The organism is bacterium (assembly GCA_018812485.1).
Lineage (GTDB): Bacteria > JAHJDO01 > JAHJDO01 > JAHJDO01 > JAHJDO01 > JAHJDO01.
Genome location: JAHJDO010000118.1, coordinates 1 through 17,827, shown reverse-complemented (window position 1 = coordinate 17,827; position 17,827 = coordinate 1). Strand labels below are relative to the sequence as shown.

Here is a 17,827-nt window from a genome sequence, read left to right as displayed (position 1 = left end):
GTTGATTTTATTTCTTCCATGGATGACAATAAATCTTTTATTTAGATCAAAAGGTTATTGGGGGAATTATCAACCATATACCTCGTCAACTTTCGGTTATTTTATCAAGACAGCATACTTTTTCTATAATTTTACTCTTGGACAGACTGTCTATCCTTTTAATTTATATATCGTAGTTCCATTGCTTGCAACTTTTATTATATTTATTTATGGAGTGATTTATTTACTTAGAGAACATAATCAATATAAGAAAATAATTTTATTCTGGTTATTTATCCCATTCATTATAGGCATGTTTCTGCCGTTATATGCACCAAGACAATTGTTAGTAAGCTTACCTGCTTTTTGTCTGATACTGGCAACAGGTATTGTAAGAATGAGATATTCATGGCTCAAGTGGATTGTCGGTGCAGTAATTATACTAGCTTGTGCATATTCAAATTATAACTACTTTACAAACAGGCAGTATTTTGACGTTGATATGGTGACTCCATGGCGAGAAATAGCAAAAGATGTATCAAAGAAAGAAGATACTTCTGATGCTGTTATCATGGGAAGACTTATGGAGGGATTTCCTCATTATTACAGAGGCACTCTCCCGATTTATAGGATAGATTCTTTTGACAGTCCGGGGCAGATCAGAAAATACGGAGAAAAACATAAACGATTATGGATACTCCTCCATTCTGAAAGACCAAGGGAAAATTTTGAGCAGTGGATGGAGAAAAATGGAGAAATTATATTGACTAAGAAGTATCTTTATGAAGAAAACTCACTTAAGGGATTAAGAGAAAGTTTTAAGAATATTCACAAGTATCATGAATATAAATATAAATTGTACTTATTTAAATTGAAATGAAGATTATCTTCAATTATTTTCTCGCTGGATATAATCACCTTTAGAAAGCCATTTTTCAAGTAATACATATAAAATTATAAACACATATCTACTGCCCATCTCTTTGATTTTGAATTTTGCCATTCCTTTTTCTCTGCCATGCCAGCTTATTGGAATAACCGCATAAGAATACTTTCTAACAATGGCTTTAAGCGGAAGCTCTACTGTCAAATTAAAATGAACGGATAATATAGGTTTTATTCCTTCTATTACTTTTCTGCGGTAACACTTGAAACCATTTGTTACATCATTTGTTTTCAATGCAAATAATATTTTTATGGAATAATTAGCAATCCTATTCAATATTAGTTTTATAACAGGGTAATTTCTGGTCTTGCTTCCCTTAATAAACCTGGATCCAAACACACAATCATAACCTTCTTCTAACTTTTTATAACACCTTATAGCATCTTCTGCGCTGTCCGAGCCGTCTGCCATAAATATTGCAACTGCATCTCCTCTATATACTTCTAATCCCTTCCTGACTGCTAAGCCAAATCCATGAAGATGCATATTCTTTATATAACGTACTGAACTGTTTGCTGCTATAATACGCTTCACTACTTCCTCTGTTTTATCAGTGCTGCCATCATCAACGATAATTATTTCAGAGTCTATAGAATTCTCGTGCAATGATTGCGAAAGATTTAATACAGTTTTTTTAATAGACTTCTCTTCATTTCGGGCCGGTATAACAATAGAAAAAAACATTTTTTATTATTTCCCCTAATCCATGTATAATATACCATACCATTATAAAACAAAGAAGTCTAAGGCAATGAAGATACTTATAATATCCTCTCAATCCAGAGACAGCGGAACGTTTATAAAATTAAAAAAATTCATGTTTAACTTATCTTTAGCATTACTTGCTATTCTGGTATTTTTTGCAATATTTGAAGGAGCTATAAGAACTTTCTTTCCCCAGAATCTTATGATTGAACTTAAAAACCACATTGAGAAAGACAACCTGTGCGGCTTTAAACTTAAAGAAAATTACAAATCAAGATGGACATGGGGAGAATTTGACATTGTGGTAAAAACAAATTCATATGGATTGAGAAGTCCTGAAATTAGATCTAAGCAAAAAAACATTACAAGAATTATCTGTATTGGAGACTCCTTTACAATGGGTCATGGTGTAAATGAAGGCGACAGTTATCCCAGACAGTTAGAAAATCTATTAAATAAATATTCTGAAGGGGAAAAATATGAAGTTATAAATGCTGGAGTTAATAATTACAGTATAGATAACTACCTTTCTTATTTTAAACATTATGCATTAAAGCTCAAACCGGACATTGTAATTATCGGTCTTTTTATTGGGAACGATCTTGAACCAGGAAACATAGGTATAATTACAGTAAGAGAAAAAACAGCAATTAAAAAACTGCATAGGATCAAGGTTTTCCTGGGGGAGCATGTCCAGAGCTACATCTTTATAAGAAACAGGATAAAAAGATCCTATCGTTTTCATCTTCTATTTGCAAAAATTGGTCTCATGCCATACCCTTCTCCTCCGAATATTATAAATACTTTTGATAAAAACAATACGGATGAAGAGTTCAAAACAAATTTTGACCAAATTGAAGAGATAATACAAATAGCTGTTAATAATCACATTAAGATTATTCTGCTTCTTATTCCTGACTCAGTACAGGTTTATCCAAAAACCTGGGAGAAATTACTCGGAGACTTTAAGTTGTCAAAAGAGCCATTTGATTTAAAAAGACCTAACAATTTAATAAAGGGAAGGTTCGAAACCGTAATAAGTATTATTGATCCTTTAAACGCACTAAGAAAAAACAGCAACAAACAATTATATTACAAAATAGACAGGCACTTGGCACCAGAAGGGCACAGGGTGATTGCTAAGAATATTGTTGAAAGGTTTCTTAAAAATTGAAAAGCATGATTAAAAATATGATTCTCAAGTTATTGCTATTATTTGGGATATATCCTATAGCAAAAATTGTTAAAGACTGGTTAACCAGAATAAGTCCAAAATATAGACAAAGATTAAATTTTTATTCTCAATTTATCAATAGAGGTGATTTATGTTTTGATATCGGCGCAAATCTGGGCAATAGAACCGAAGTTTTCTTTAATCTTGGAGCTAGAGTAGTAGCGGTTGAGCCACAGGATGTCTGTATGCGACAGCTCAAATGGAGATATCAAAGAAACAGCAGAATAACTCTTCTACAAAAGGCAGTTGGCGAAAAAGAAGGTAAAGGAAAATTAATGCTCAACAATGCTCATCCTCTTTCATCAATGTCAGAGAAGTGGGTAAATAGTACCAGAGTCAGTAAAAGATGGTGGGCTTGCAAGTGGGACAAAACTGTGATAGTCAAAATAACTACTTTAGATAAATTAATTGAAGAATATGGAAAACCTGCCTTCTGTAAAATTGATGTTGAGGGATTTGAATTGCAGGTTTTAAGAGGTTTATCTCAACCAATCGGAACGATTTCCTTTGAGTTTACATCAGAATTAATTAATTCCACCATTTATTGTATAAAGCACCTTGTGAAGATTGGATATGGAGAATTTAATTACTCAATAGAAGAATCAATGCGGTGGGGTTTATCAAGCTGGATTACCAGTGGTGAAATCTGTAGAATCCTTACTAGTTTATCAGATAAGAGCATTTGTGGAGATGTTTATGCTAGATTCACTACTTGATGAGCTTAATAGGACCAAACACTTTGTCTATTTTTTAATTGCTACAAGGAATACTGCTGTCTTATATATCCCAATAGCTTTAAGTATTTTTCTAAAAATATAACCAAACAAAAATTTATTTTTTTATATAACTTATCTAAATCGTATAACTTTGCTAAATAGAAAAAAACCGGCGTTTCAAATGAAATATATTTTATAGAAAATTGTTTGAATAGTATACGATAACTTTTTTTACTATAAGGGCGGATATGTGTTGGATCGTCGTAAAAATTGAACCCAATCGGCGTTATAGCCGATGTCCAATGAGGGCTTTCAGCAAAAATGACACCATTTTTATTTAAAACTCTATAGAATTCAGATATAGCTCTTGTTGGATTATGTAAGTGTTCTAAAACATGAAAACACAGAATGCAATCAAAAAAAGAATCTTCAAAATTACCTAAATTATCCACCGACATATTAAAAAATTTAATATAATCAGGGACTTTATTCTTCAAAGAATTGTCAGCGTCTATTCCATATATTTCCAAGTCGCTCCTAATATCATGAACATATTTAGAAATATTCCCCATTCCACATCCAGCATCCAAAACCTTTGCATTTTTCGGCAAGGAATTAATGTATTCTTTGAATATTTTTTTATTCATATTATATATTCTCCTAATTATTAAAGTTTTAGTTCTGATATATCAATTCTATATCTCTTTAGATTTCAGTACCACTATAATCGGGTTTATATACCAAAGATCTTGCGACATTTTAAACTGGTTGAATCTAATTCCTAAGAAAGAAAGAGGATTATAAAATACCTTGTATATCTCATACTCGCGGGATGTAAATAAATCGTGAAAGAATCCTATAGAGAGAGAACCTTTTTTTATCTCTGGGATGGTGTGGCTAAATCCATACTGCGTATTGGATGTTATAAAATACTCAGGCTTTTTCTTCTGCAATGCAGAATAGTTATTGCCCACTATCATAAGCTCATATTTGGCTGCATCCATCGGCGGCATTTGATATTGCCATGGAACCTCTGTCATTCCAATAGTTGAGGATTGATTTATATTTTCCGCAATCCATTCTCCTGCCTCAGTACGCACATTTTTTTTCGTAATAAGCTTAAGATATGCGCCGCCGTAACAGAATGTAATAAAGCATACAAAAGCAGTAACTATAAAAAGTGGAATTCTCAGCGATTTAAATTTTCCCCATAGCAGATTAATTCCGCACACACTCATAATTATTATGCATGGAACAACAGGGAGAATATACCTGTAGAATTTCTGAGTAAACATGGAAATGAACACAAAGTACAGTACTGTCCATCCCAGCAGCAGCAATGACTGTTTTTCTTTTTTATTCGCAAGAAAAGAGCCAATACCTATCATGCACAAAATACATAGAGCTGAGCCAAGACCATATCTTAGCGCTGAGACATAAAATTCAAAGTCCGGACTGATAATTCCAAGAGTTTTTACTTCTTGTGCGGTTCCATGTAACCCAAATAAGAAGAAGGGATTGCTAAACAAAAAAGCGCCTGCACAGGATAATATCCCGAACAAAAAATATTTACTTAAAAACTTCTGCGATTTGTTCTCATATATGTAAAGAAGATGAGCCATGATTAGAATAATGACAGAAAAAACTGCTGTCATCTTACTGCCTGCAGCAAGCCCAATTCCTATGCCTGAGAATATATAGGATCTAAGTTTTCCCTGTTTGACAATATTTAGCCCATTATAAATAGCAAAGTATATCCAGAAGAGCATTGGTATATCTAAATACATGTAGTGAGAATTCAAAATAAATAAAGGGGTGAATCCTAAGAGAATACAACCAAGAATTGAAAATGTTCTATGTGCGCAAAATCTTCTGGATATTAGATAGGTAAGCGCTATTGTTCCTGTCGCATATATTGCATTTATAATACGTCCTACAAGAAAGATATGCGCCATAGCTTCAGGGTTTAGAAAGTAATACTTAATATCAGTAGTCAGGACAACTACCTTTACTAAAGAGAGAATCCCGAGAATAAGTCCTATTAAATACACCTGTGTTCCTCCCATTGAAAATGTAAAAGGCTTGAGTTTTAACTTCTTGGGATTCATATATGAAAGCACTTTTATTATTCCATATTCATCAGGATGATAGGAACGGACAGGATTGAAGAGAGAACGGGGAAGTCTTTTCCATCTTTCTTCTGGATGCATAAGGTCATATGGCCCCCAGCTTTTCCATGCTTCTTTTATCTTTTTTGGATCTAATAGGTTAATATGTGCCTGCAAGGACTGTTTAGTGGAGAAGCAGATCTTATTTCTCTCTTTAGAAGGAAGTCCCCAGCCAATTCCCAACAGGTTTACTCCAAACATGATAAAAACGAGTGTAAGAAATATAATTTTCTCTTTAATATTCATAACTATTACCTCTTTTTAACCAGAAATATAGATTTCAGCCCCCAGTTTGGGAAAAGCCTCCTCCATATCCATTCCAAGTATAAAAGAGGATAGATAAAAGGCCTCTGTATAAGCAAGGGGATTTTCCACATGCAAAGATTAACATCGAACAGCCATAGAATAGAATCTGTTACGGTCTCATTTCTAATTATAAAATGTTGGGCAAGTAACTCTTGCAGGTCATTATGATAGAAGTACTGCTCTATCTTCATGCCTCTCCATTTTTTAACAAATTTTCTGGCCAGTCTGTGAATTGGATTGTTTTCAGTTATATCAGCAATTATACAATATTTTCCCTTTCCCAAACATCTGTGTATCTCCAAAATAGTATTCTCTAAATTTTCCACATGGTGAAGCACATCAAAAACCACGATAAGATCAAAAGAATTTACCTTAAAAGGTAGATTTTCTGCCTTACTTCTACACTTCCACTTAATGCTATTATCCTTTAATGCATTAAAATCTATATCAATACCGAATACCTCTGGATTAGGATATCCTTCTCCTGCAATCTGTTTTCCACATCCCAGATATAATATTCTAGAGCTTCTAGATAAGCTCTCTAAGATACTACTATAAAGTTTATAGAATTCTCCAAACCTTATAGTATTTAAGATCCTCCTTGCCTTTATATATCTTGTATCTGTCACTTTCTAAAGTCCTGTAAATGTCCGAGAACAGCTTTAAGTCCTCTGAGATTGTATAATAAATCATTCAATGAACGTATGCTTCCTAAACGTTTACATATATAGCGTGGATTTGTATAGATTTTGTAGATACTCTGGCAAATATTTTTAATTTGCTGAGGATTCATGTCTTTTGTTCTCAATATTGGCTCTGACATGTCAAACTTTTCATAGTCTTTTGGGTCAATGAGAAACCAGTCATTTTTTATGCATTCATTATACAGAGGAGTTCCAGGATAGGGCACAATAAGTGTTGACTGAAGAATATCTGCCTGAGCGGTACACATAAGTTCTTGAGCAAGTGTTAAAGTGTTCAGAGCGTCCTGTTCCCTCTCCCATGGGAATCCCACCATAATAGTGAGGTGTATATTCAAACCTGCTGACTTAGCAGCTTTGCATCCGTCTATAATTTGTTGAACTTTTGTGCCTTTGTTTAATTTATCGAGAGTTTCCTGATTTGCTGATTCTAAGCCTACCTTTAAAAGATCAAAGCCTGCTTTTTTCATAAGGTTCGCATTGTCCTTAGATATCCAATCAAGACGGAAATTGCAGGAAAAGGATATTTTCGTATTAAGACGTGTTTTTATCATTGCATTGCAAAAATTCTCAAGCCAGTCTCCTCGGGGAAAGGTTCCCGTATCATCAAAGATGGCTTTTACTCTATATCTGCTAACCAAGGATTCAATCTCGCTTATAAAATTATTTACACTTCTCACTCTGAATTTTGGGAAAAGTGTTGTCCATGAACAAAACTTGCATTTATGATATGGGCAATCTCTTCCTGCCATTGTGTAAAGAAAAGGCCTCTGTCTAATATTGTATTCGATATTGTAGAGATGAGATTTTGTCAGCTCTCTATCAATTATAGGTAATTCGTCCAGATTATGTTCTAGCTGGAATGGACCAGAATTAGTAATCTTATTGTTTTTTTTATGCCATATACCATTTGGTAAATCTCCTTTGCCAGTTAAGTAATTACATAATGCAAGCAGTTGAAAGTCATAATCGCCACCTGTAATAACATAATCTATATCTGAGTTTTCAAGGGTCTCTTCAGGCAGAGCAGTAACATGGTCTCCCATAACTACCAGAATCAGATCAGGATGCGTTTGTTTAAGCCAGTTGCAGAATGCCCAATGTTCTTTAATAACAGGAGTTTTTGTCTCAAATGCAAAGAGAGAGACTTCCTCTTTTTTTATAAAGTCAGAAAATCCTTGTCTGGAAACATGTTCAACAATACAATCAAGAAAAGCCACATTGTATTTGTTCTTGTTTAGCAAAGTAACTGCTGATGCTGGGATTAAAGGATAGATGTAGGTTGGATTTGAAAAGTACTGGAATTGCCTATTTTGACTTAAAAGTGGAATGCTGTTTTTGTTTTCAGTGGGTAGAAACCCTACGCCAATTTTCATTCTTTATGACCTGTGTTTTCCTGATTATAGCTAATGCTTGCAGGTTTTACAAGATTTCCAAATTGTAATTAAACGCTGTTTTAAGTATACTGTTGTGACATGAAAAGGAATAAAGCGGTGCTTTTATCACTTATCATCCCTGCTTATAATGAAGAGATACGAATATCAAACACACTTGATGAGTTCATTGAATATTTAACCAAACAAGATTATGCCTATGAAATAATAATAGTAGATGACGGAAGCACTGATAATACAGAGAATTTGTTAATTAATTATAGCACTAAATATAGTTTTATAAAGACAATTAGAAACTTAAAGAATACTGGAAAGGGGTATTCTGTAAGAAGAGGCATAGAAGAGGCAAATGGCGAGTATATCTTATTCTCTGATGCAGATCTTGCTGTCAGACCTGAGCATATATGTTTGATAATTAAGGAATTAAAAGAAGGAGTAGATATAGTCATAGGCTCAAGAGCAGCAAAAGGAGCAGAGATAGAAACCTCACAGCCTAAGTTAAGAGAGGGGGTTGGGAGATTTTTCAACAGCATTGTTAAGGGATTTATAACACATGATTTTTTGGATACTCAATGCGGGTTTAAAGGATTCAAAGCTAATGTAGCTAAAACAATTTGCAAAGAACAGACACTTTATGGATATTGCTTTGATATCGAACTTCTACTTCTTGCACAAAAAAATAGATACACTGTAAAAGAAGTACCTGTAATATGGAATGATAAAGAAGGGAGTAAGTTAAGTATTGCTGATGCTCCAAACATCTTGATGGAACTTATTAAGCTAAAGATAAATAAAAAAAGAGGGAGATATAATAAAAGGAATGGGGATTAAGCAACTCTTTGTATCAATAATAGTTCCTGCAGGAGAGCTTAACAAATATGCTCTTGAATGTATTGATGCGAGCAAAAAATTAGATTATGAAAACTTTGAGATAATATTATTGCCAGATAAGAAGCCAAAAACCTCTATAGAGGGAATTGACATTATTTCAACAGGAAATGTCACACCTGCTGAGAAAAAAAACATAGGTATAAAGAATGCAAAAGGGGACATATGTGCATTCTTGGATTCTGATGCATATCCTGATGAAAACTGGTTGAAGAATGCTATGCCTTTATTAGATGACACATCTATAGGTGTACTTGGTGGGCCGAATTTGACTCCTGCACAAGACAGCTTTTATCAAAAATTAAGCGGAGAGATTCTCGCAAAAAAAATCTGCTCAGGTAAATTTGCAGACAGATATAAAACAGGCAATAGACATTTCTGTCTGGAACTTCCTTCTTGTAATTTTTTTGCAAGAAAGAAGATATTGGAAGATATAGGAGGGTTTAATAAAAGATTTCTTACAGCTGAGGATGCTGATTTGTGCTTTCGTATAAGGAAGAAGAATATGAAGATATTATATTCACCTTCTGTAATAGTATATCATCATAGAAGGCCATTGTTCTTGCCTCATGCGAGACAGTTTTGGAGATACGGACAGGATAAAGCAGGCGTTATTAAGAGGGACTTTACCTTTGATAAGCTATATTACTTTATTCCTGTATTCTTTCTTGCATTTATTTCAGCAGGAGCTTTCTCTTTACTATTTAGCTCGTTACTAAAATGGATTTATATATCTTTTACTCTTCTTTATTTTTTACTTCTGCTTACTGCTACTAATGGGAGCATAAAAAAAAGAATAACAATATTTACTGGGATAATTCTAACTCATTTTTCATATGCTTTCGGATTTGTGAGTGGGCTTTTAAAGAGGTTCAAGTGATTCTGTTTATTTTCCTCTTTTCTTTTATTGTCAGATTTATATATCTCTATTTCTTTTCTCAGCACATAATGCACATTGAGCATTCTCTTTTTGGCGATGCGGCTCAATACATTCTGATTGCAAAAAACGTTGCCTCTGGTAGTGGATTCAACATGTTGCCTGATTCAAACCTTCTAGCAAACAGAGCTCCACTTTTTCCATTTATTCTTGCCGGAATTTTTAAGTTTTTTGGACAAGGTTACTGGCCGGCAAGAATTTTTCAAGTTTGTATAAGTTCTCTAGTTCCTGTTATTACCTATTTAATTGGCAAAGAGATTGCCACTAAGAGAGTTGCGATAGTGTCGGCATACATTTCCGTATTTTATCCTTTTTATGTTTTCTATAGCGCATATGTTCTTACAGAGACTTTGTTTGTTTTTCTTTCCTGTTTATCCTTATTATATTTAATCAGATTTGTAAAAAGAGGTTCCTATCAAGACTCATTATTAGCGGGTATATTTTTGGGACTTTCAGCGCTTACAAGACCTATTGCAATGGGATTTGGACTGTTTTTTTTAATGTGCTATTTTTGGGTGCCTAAACGCAGACTTAAAGGCAGTGCCATAATTTTAGTAACTATGTTTTTAGTAATATTGCCCTGGACTATAAGAAACTATATTGTTTTTGAGAAAATTATTCCTATTACTACTGAAGCAGGGCGAGTTTTTTACAGCGGGAATAACCCGATGAATAAAACTGGCGGGTGCATTAGACACGTTGATTTTATAGAGCCGGAAGAGACAGGAAGCATGGAAGAAGTTGAAGCATCTAAATACATGTTTAAGAAAGGGTTGGAGTTTATAAGACACAACCCTGTGACTTTTCTTAAAATGAGTGTAAAAAAAGCTGGGAGATTGTGGAGGGTTTTTCCTTATTGGACATCCGGCTTCACCAACATAAAATACAAATTAATAAGCATATTTTTTTATGGATTGATCCTTCCATTTTTTCTTATTGGAATATTTTTGAGTATACGAAACTGGAAACTTGTTTTACCTTTGTACTGCCTTATAGTATATACTGGCATTTTTTGTATGGTATTCTACGGTACTATGAGATTCAGACTTCCCCTAATGCCTGCTGTTATTGTGCTGGCATCAATAGGAATAGATAGATTGTTATGGAAAAAGTAAAGGTTCTCCACATAATTACACGCCTGATTCTGGGTGGGGCGCAGGAAAATACACTGTACACAGTAGAAGGATTGATGAATGACCCTGCCTATGATGTTACATTAGCTTCAGGCCTTACCACAGGCCCTGAAGGAAGTCTCGTGAGCAAGGCAAAAGAATCCGGAGTAAATTTAGTAACCATTAACGGACTGACAAGGAATATAAATCCCTTTAGAGACATAAGCGCTTTTTTATCTTTATATAAATTAATAAGGATGAATGATTTTGATATAGTACATACGCATTCCTCAAAAGCAGGTATCATTGGAAGACTTGCAGCAAAACTAGCAGGACGCGGTGTAATCATACATACAATACATGGTTTGCCGTTTCATCCGTATCAGAGCAGGTTTCTAAACTTTATTTATATCCGCTTGGAGAGATTGGCCGGAAAATACACAGATAAGATAATTACTGTCTGCGAAAGTATGGCTCAAAAAGCGCAGGCTGCAGGCATAAAACCTGTTTATGGATATGGAACGGTTTATAGCGGTATGGAGTTAGATAAGTTTATAGATGAGAGAACGAATTCCCGTCAAGCAAAAAGAAATATCGGCTTGTCTCCTGACGCTAAGGTTGTAGGTAAAGTAGCAAGACTTTTCCCTTTAAAGGGCTATGAATATTTTGTCAGCGCATCGAAATATATTTCGGAGTGCGTGCAGAATGTATATTTTTTAATTGTAGGAGACGGAATTTTAAGGGAACAATTAGAACACAGGGTTAGGCAAATGGGATTAAAAGATAGATTTATTTTTGCTGGACTTGTCCCGCATGATGATGTTCCAAGATTTATTGCTGCAATGGATGTAGTTGTACATACTTCATTAAGAGAAGGGTTAGCAAGAGTTATACCTCAGGCAATGGCAATGTCCAAACCTGTAGTGAGCTTTGATATTGATGGAGCCAGGGAATTAGTGCATAAGGGCTACACAGGTTATCTTGTTAGGCCTAAAGATATTAAAGGACTATCAGATAGAGTAATAGATTTGCTAAATGATGCAGAAAAAGCAGAGAAAATGGGCATAAATGGCAGAAAACTTGTGGATCCGGCATTTCGCATAGAAACAATGATTGATAAAATAAAAGGAATATATGATAATCTAATTACAAAAAAAATTAAATTCGAAGCACGAAGCACGAAATACGAAACAATATCAAATGACCAAAGCACAAATGACTGAAACAATGTTTGGAATTTTGAAAATTAAGATTTTGGATTTGTTTAGGATTTTGATATTCGGATTTCGAGTTTTATCCATAGAATTTACATAATTTGGGGATTAGTATATGTGGTATGTAATTTATTTTTGCTGTTTTATAGTGTCCTTCCTTTTAAGTCTTATCCTGGTTCCTATTGCTCGGAAATTTGCAATAAAGCATAGCATACTTGATCAGCCAGGGGAATGGAAGATACATCTAGAACCTAAACCATTACTTGGAGGAGTAGCAATATGTATAGCATTTATAGGAACAGTACTTATAAATTTATTGATACTCTTCTTTGGTTCTGAGATTTTTTCTCTAACCCACTTAATGCCTGATTTTTTATTCAATGAAATCGTTTCAATAAAGGCTGTATTACCCAAACTAGTTGTTATTTTGTTTAGTGGAATACTTATATTGGGGTTGGGGCTGGTTGACGATATTTATAAATTATCTGCAAAAACAAAACTAATGGCACAGATAATGGTTGCATTACTGCTTATTAGTTTTGGTGTAAGAATAACGCTTTTTATAGAGAATAATTTTATTAGCAGTCTTATCACACTTATATGGATCGTTGGGATTACGAATGCATTTAATCTGCTGGATAATATGGATGGACTCTCAGCGGGTGTGGCGTTTATTGCGTCTATGATATTTTTCGCGATAACAGCATTACAAGGGCAGGTTTTCACTGCAACAATACTTTTAGTTCTTGCTGGAAGCATATTTGGTTTTTTGCGTTATAATATGTATCCTGCCAGGATATTTATGGGCGATGCAGGTAGTATGTTTATAGGCTATATACTGGCTGTATTAACAGTTGTAAGTTCCTATTATACGAAAAACAGCCCTACGTTCTTTCCTGTAATTATGCCTGTTTTAATACTTGGAGTGCCAATCTTCGATACAATATCCGTGGTGATCGTAAGGATTAAGAGTAAAAAAGCCATTTTGCAGGGGGATAAAAATCATTTTTCACACAGGCTTGTTAATCTAGGAATGACACAGAGACAAGCAGTATGGTTTATTTATCTGGTTACCTTCTGTGTAGGGATTAATGCTTTACTGCTTTGTTTTGCTAATATATGGGGAGCAGGTGTAATATTGGTTCAAGCCGTGTGTATCTTCATGATTATTATAATTTTAGAGAGGATAGCAAAGAGAAATAATGATAAGAAAAGCAAAAATAGCTGACATAAAACAGGTTTATAACTTGATTATGGAATTTGCAAACAAGGAGAAAATGCTTCCGCGTTCCTTAAGTGAATTATACGATAACTTAAGGGATTTCTTTGTATTTGAGAAAGCAGGAAAGATTTTCGGATGTTGCGCTCTTCATGTTGTGTGGGAAGATCTTGGTGAGATACGGTCTCTTGCTGTGAAAACTGAAGAACAGGGTAAGGGGATAGGTGCTAAACTGGTAGAAGCATGTATTGAAGAAATGAGCCAGATAGGGCTAAGCAAGGTATTTGCGCTTACTTATAAACCTGAGTTTTTCGAGAAAAAGAAGTTTTTTAGAATTGACAGAGCAGAACTTCCTCACAAAATCTGGGCTGATTGTATTAAGTGTCCAAAGTTTCCTGATTGCGGAGAGGTTCCAGTTATGTATAAGGTAAAGACAAACATGGAAGTAGCATGATACTAAGAATTTTATTGCTTGTTTTAGGTTTTGTTCTGATAGGAAATTCTTCAATGGCAGGGGAACTTGTTCTTAGTCCAGAAGTTGAGGAATTAAGACTGGCAGTCGATAAACCAGCTGTTTTTTCATTCATCAAACAGGGTGTATACAAAACATATCTATCATTTCTTATAAGATCAGAGCCTGAAAAAGCCGAAGGATATACAAAGGGCTTAGTGATACATATTAATGGGACTAGAATAAAGACGTTAGAAAGATTGATAAGTAAACCATTTAAATGCAAGGTAGAGGAAGAAACAAATGATTGGTGTAATGCTCATGGCATCTGGACAGTCCCTGTTTCCGGAGACTATTCCTTATTTGTCTTTGATATTACTGATTTAATTAAAAATAAGAACAGAATCATATTTCTCAGAGTTCCGCGCGCCTCGTCCGAAACTCCATTTTTTCTTAAAGAGGTAAAAATAGTCTATGAATCAGGAAACGTGGAGCCAAGTCTGGAGAAAATAGAAGAAGAGATTAAACCTCGTAAAACCGAGCATCTTAAGAAGGAAGTTAAATTAACTCATAAGGAAAGGGAAGTCAGAACAACTGCTCTGGAACCAGTTAGCTTTTCCTTTGCTCTGCCGGAAGTCAAAGAAGCGCACCTTTCCTTTTTGGTAAGGGCTAAGTCAAGGAAACCAGCAGGTTATGTAAGTGCTTTGATAATTGAGATTAACGGCACTCAAATAAAAGACACAAAAAGATTGATAAATAAGCTCACAACTGGCGAATCAAATGTTACAAGTTATGGGCTATGGAAAGTGCCGAAATCAAGGGACTATTCTTCATTTGTTTTTGATATATCTGACTTAGTGGAGAAAGAAAATAAGCTTGTATTTAAAAGGGTTCTCTCTTCTGAGGAAGCTCCTCTCTACTTCAAGCAAGTAAAAATAATGTATGAATAAGTTTGAAAAACTCGTAGCAGAGGCTGTTGACGGACTGCCAGAGAAATTCCAGCGGAGAATGGAGAATGTGAGTATATCAGTAGAAGACAGACCCTCTAAGGAGATACTCAGAAAACAAGGGATAAAGAGTCCCATGACTCTTCTCGGATTATATCAAGGCATTCCACTAAAGAATAGGGGAGCGCATTATTCAAACGTTCTTCCGGATATGATAACTATTTATCAGAAACCTATTGAAATGTTATGCAGCAATGAAGATAGAATAAAGGAAAGAGTTAAAGAAGTAGTTATGCATGAGCTTGGGCATCATTTTGGAATGACTGAGGAAGACCTGGCTCGCTAATTTTAGTTCTTGATTGTCAATCCCCATAATAATAGAATAGCGGTAATTTATAAGGCATTTTTTATCATGAACGAACATCAGGTTGTTATCACAGGCTTGGGTGCTGTAACCCCGATTGGTATAGGTGTAAAGAAGTTTTGTGAAGGATTAAAGGCTGGGAGAAACGGAATTGCGAAAGTGACTCGTTTTGATGTGACAAATTTTCGTTCTAAGCTCGCAGCTGAGGTAAGAGATTTTCAAGCTGAAGAATGGATTGACAAAAAATCAGCAAAGCGTATGGATCGATTTACACAGTTTGGAATTGCTGCATCTGCAATGGCAATTGAAGATGCAGGATTGGAATCTTTCTCATTTGACAAAAACAGGGCAGGTGTCATCATCGGTTCCGGCATTGGGGGTTCACAGACAATCGAAGACGGGTATTCCATACTTCAAGAAAGTGGACCCAAAGGTTTAAGTCCGTTTTTTGTGTCCAAGCTGCTCATCAATATGGCAGCGTGTATGGTTTCCAAAATATGGCTTAAAAGGTCCCCTTTCTGCTCTCTCCGTGGCCTGTTCTACAGGATCAAACGCCATTGGCGATGCTTTTCGGATTCTTCAGAGAGGAGATGCCGATATCATGCTTGCAGGTAGTTCCGAAGCATGTATAACCCCGCTCCCCTATGGATGTTTTTGTGCCACACGATCCATGACTCCAAATGATTGCGCTGAAAATGCCAGTAGACCTTTTGATAAAAATCGTGATGGTTTTGTGATGGGAGAAGGAGCCGGGATTGTTGTTTTGGAAAATCTGAAACATGCTGTCAAGCGAGGCGCAAGAATTTATGCTGAAATCGCCGGATACGGCAATACGGCAGATGCCTATCACTTTACGGCGCCAGAACCCGAAGGCAATGGTATGATCCGAGTTATGCAAGCGGCTCTGCAGGACGCTGATATGGATGCTGAAAAAATAGGATATATCAATGCGCACGGCACATCCACTGTGTTAAATGATAAATGTGAGAGTGCTGCCATTAAAAAAGTATTTGGCGGACATGCAAAAACCTTAAAGGTCAGCTCAATAAAATCAATGATTGGTCATCTTATGGCAGCTGCGGGGTCTGTGGAGTTCGTGTCAACTGTAATGAGTGTGTTTACAGGGATGATTCCGCCAACCATTAATCATAAAGAGCCTGACACTGACTGTCTTCTTGATTATGTTGCCAACGGTGCTGAATCGCTTGATTTAAATGCGGCAATGAGTAATTCGTTTGGTTTTGGTGGAGGCAACGCTTGCCTCATAATTAAGAAATATGGAGATATAAATGAAAATTCCTAAACTTCAAATAGGTAGTTTATCCGCAAATATCCCTATTGTTCAGGGAGGTATGGGTGTCAGGGTTTCTCTTGCTTCGCTGGCTTCAGCGGTAGCAAACGAAGGCGGCATTGGCACCATCTCCAGTATTGGTCTGGGGGATTTAGATGATTCAAAACAGGAATATGAAAGAATATCACGAGAGGCGCTTGTAAGGGAGATCCGTAAAGCCAGGAGTATGACAGATGGCCACCTCGCAGTAAACTTCATGGGTGCGCTCAGCAACGTAGACGATCTGATTAAAACCGCAGTACAGGAAGGAATTAAAATGATTGTATTCGGCGCCGGATTGCCAACTAAACTTCCGGCTTTAGTCCAGGATACCAGTGTAAATCTTGTGCCCATCATCAGTTCTGCCAGAGTTGCAGAATTTATCCTGCGGACCTGGGACAAACGGTATGAAAGAACCGCTAATGCACTGATTCTGGAAGGGCCGCTGGCAGGGGGACATCTCGGTTTTTCAGAAGAGCAGCTGAAACATCCGGAGGACCACTCCCTCGAAAAACTTCTGCCTGAAGTCATGGAAACGATTAAACCCTATGAGGATAAATATGGAAGGAAAATTCCCGTTATAACCGGAGGGGGCATTTATAACGGAAAAGATATTGCGCGAATGCTTTCCCTGGGCGCTTCAGGTGTTCAGATGGGAACCCGTTTTGTCTGTACCGAAGAATGTGATGTGTCCCGCGAATTCAAGCAAGCTTATCTGGATGCCAAAGAAGAGGACATTGTTATCATTAAAAGTCCTGTTGGTATGCCTGGACGGGCGATAAATAACCGTTTTTTAAAGGATCTTGAGGTTAAAGGAAAACTGAAGATAAAGTGTCCCTATAGATGTCTTACAGTCTGTCGAGTCGACAAAGCGCGATATTGTATTGCACTGGCTCTTGTGAATTCCTATTTTGGTGATGTAGACCACGGCCTCATTTTCTGCGGGCAGAATGCGTATCGTGTTGATAAGATTACAACTGTTAAAGAACTCATTCAGGAACTTCTATCCGAACTCAAAGAAGCATAAGAAAATTTTTCCATCTGCGGCGAAACTGTCCCCCTTTTAAGGGGGATTCAGGGCATACGTGTTAAGTTAAGCGATGCATTTTCTGATTATGGGTTTCTCAATTTCGAGTATTGGATCACATTGAGTTTCCATGATTTCGAGAGTGGTCAGGCGTGATCGCTGTCGGTTTTTGAGACAAGCGGGAATGAT

The 17,827-nt window shown here is 35.9% G+C and carries 17 protein-coding genes and 1 pseudogene; 13 read left to right on the top strand and 5 right to left on the bottom strand.

What is annotated here, in order from left to right; translation table 11 throughout:
• Positions 1–859 (top strand): hypothetical protein (locus tag KKC91_09695; GenBank protein ID MBU0478823.1); only part of this gene is annotated, 859 nt, incomplete at its 5' end.
• Positions 860–868: 9 nt separating this feature from the next.
• Here KKC91_09695 and KKC91_09690 read toward each other — a convergent pair.
• Positions 869–1,609, bottom strand: coding sequence for a glycosyltransferase family 2 protein (locus KKC91_09690; protein MBU0478822.1), 741 nt, complete (start codon positions 1,607–1,609; stop codon positions 869–871).
• Between the two features lie 67 nt (positions 1,610–1,676).
• Here KKC91_09690 and KKC91_09685 point away from each other — a divergent pair, with 67 nt between their 5' ends.
• Together KKC91_09685 and KKC91_09680 are read left to right on the top strand one after the other, a co-directional pair.
• Positions 1,677–2,804 (top strand): hypothetical protein, encoded by a 1,128-nt coding sequence (locus tag KKC91_09685; GenBank protein ID MBU0478821.1) that lies wholly within the window; start codon positions 1,677–1,679, stop codon positions 2,802–2,804.
• Between the two features lie 17 nt (positions 2,805–2,821).
• Positions 2,822–3,580 carry an FkbM family methyltransferase gene (locus KKC91_09680; GenBank protein MBU0478820.1) on the top strand — a complete coding sequence of 253 codons (759 nt, stop codon included), beginning with the start codon at positions 2,822–2,824 and terminating at the stop codon, positions 3,578–3,580.
• Between the two features lie 41 nt (positions 3,581–3,621).
• Here KKC91_09680 and KKC91_09675 read toward each other — a convergent pair whose 3' ends face one another.
• The 4 genes from KKC91_09675 to KKC91_09660 are packed head-to-tail and all read right to left on the bottom strand — an operon-like array spanning position 3,622 to position 8,131.
• Entirely contained in the window at positions 3,622–4,227 is a 606-nt protein-coding gene (locus KKC91_09675) for a class I SAM-dependent methyltransferase (GenBank protein MBU0478819.1), read from the bottom strand.
• A 48-nt stretch (positions 4,228–4,275) separates the two neighbouring features.
• Positions 4,276–5,994, bottom strand: coding sequence for a glycosyltransferase family 39 protein (locus KKC91_09670; GenBank protein ID MBU0478818.1), 1,719 nt, complete (start codon positions 5,992–5,994; stop codon positions 4,276–4,278).
• A 5-nt stretch (positions 5,995–5,999) separates the two neighbouring features.
• On the bottom strand, positions 6,000–6,683 hold the full coding sequence (locus tag KKC91_09665; GenBank protein MBU0478817.1) for a class I SAM-dependent methyltransferase: 684 nt from the start codon (positions 6,681–6,683) through the stop codon (positions 6,000–6,002).
• Complete coding sequence (locus KKC91_09660) at positions 6,680–8,131, bottom strand: B12-binding domain-containing radical SAM protein (GenBank protein MBU0478816.1); 1,452 nt, start codon at positions 8,129–8,131, stop codon at positions 6,680–6,682. The genes KKC91_09665 and KKC91_09660 overlap by 4 nt, the downstream gene beginning before the upstream one ends.
• Positions 8,132–8,230: 99 nt before the next feature.
• Here KKC91_09660 and KKC91_09655 point away from each other — a divergent pair, with 99 nt between their 5' ends.
• From KKC91_09655 to KKC91_09610, 10 genes and pseudogenes are all read left to right on the top strand, one after another.
• Positions 8,231–8,980: a glycosyltransferase family 2 protein gene (locus KKC91_09655; GenBank protein MBU0478815.1), complete on the top strand. Its 750-nt coding sequence runs from the start codon at positions 8,231–8,233 to the stop codon at positions 8,978–8,980.
• The gene (locus KKC91_09650) at positions 8,970–9,917 is read left to right on the top strand and encodes a glycosyltransferase (protein MBU0478814.1); all 948 of its coding nucleotides are present in this window, start codon (positions 8,970–8,972) and stop codon (positions 9,915–9,917) included. Before KKC91_09655 ends, KKC91_09650 begins: the two co-directional genes overlap by 11 nt.
• Positions 9,914–11,089 carry a glycosyltransferase family 39 protein gene (locus KKC91_09645; GenBank protein ID MBU0478813.1) on the top strand — a complete coding sequence of 392 codons (1,176 nt, stop codon included), beginning with the start codon at positions 9,914–9,916 and terminating at the stop codon, positions 11,087–11,089. The genes KKC91_09650 and KKC91_09645 overlap by 4 nt, the downstream gene beginning before the upstream one ends.
• Entirely contained in the window at positions 11,077–12,309 is a 1,233-nt protein-coding gene (locus KKC91_09640) for a glycosyltransferase family 4 protein (protein MBU0478812.1), read from the top strand. Before KKC91_09645 ends, KKC91_09640 begins: the two co-directional genes overlap by 13 nt.
• Positions 12,310–12,415: 106 nt before the next feature.
• Positions 12,416–13,528 carry an undecaprenyl/decaprenyl-phosphate alpha-N-acetylglucosaminyl 1-phosphate transferase gene (locus tag KKC91_09635; protein MBU0478811.1) on the top strand — a complete coding sequence of 371 codons (1,113 nt, stop codon included), beginning with the start codon at positions 12,416–12,418 and terminating at the stop codon, positions 13,526–13,528.
• The gene (locus tag KKC91_09630; GenBank protein MBU0478810.1) at positions 13,503–13,973 is read left to right on the top strand and encodes an N-acetyltransferase; all 471 of its coding nucleotides are present in this window, start codon (positions 13,503–13,505) and stop codon (positions 13,971–13,973) included. Before KKC91_09635 ends, KKC91_09630 begins: the two co-directional genes overlap by 26 nt.
• A complete protein-coding gene (locus tag KKC91_09625) occupies positions 13,970–14,920 on the top strand; it encodes a hypothetical protein (GenBank protein ID MBU0478809.1) in 951 nt (316 codons plus the stop codon). The genes KKC91_09630 and KKC91_09625 overlap by 4 nt, the downstream gene beginning before the upstream one ends.
• Positions 14,913–15,263, top strand: a complete 351-nt coding sequence (locus KKC91_09620) for a metallopeptidase family protein (GenBank protein MBU0478808.1) — start codon at positions 14,913–14,915, stop codon at positions 15,261–15,263. The genes KKC91_09625 and KKC91_09620 overlap by 8 nt, the downstream gene beginning before the upstream one ends.
• 66 nt (positions 15,264–15,329) lie before the next feature.
• Positions 15,330–16,584, top strand: a pseudogene (gene fabF / locus KKC91_09615) (beta-ketoacyl-ACP synthase II).
• Entirely contained in the window at positions 16,571–17,638 is a 1,068-nt protein-coding gene (locus KKC91_09610) for a nitronate monooxygenase family protein (GenBank protein MBU0478807.1), read from the top strand. Before fabF ends, KKC91_09610 begins: the two are co-directional and overlap by 14 nt.
• Positions 17,639–17,827: the final 189 nt, after the last annotated feature.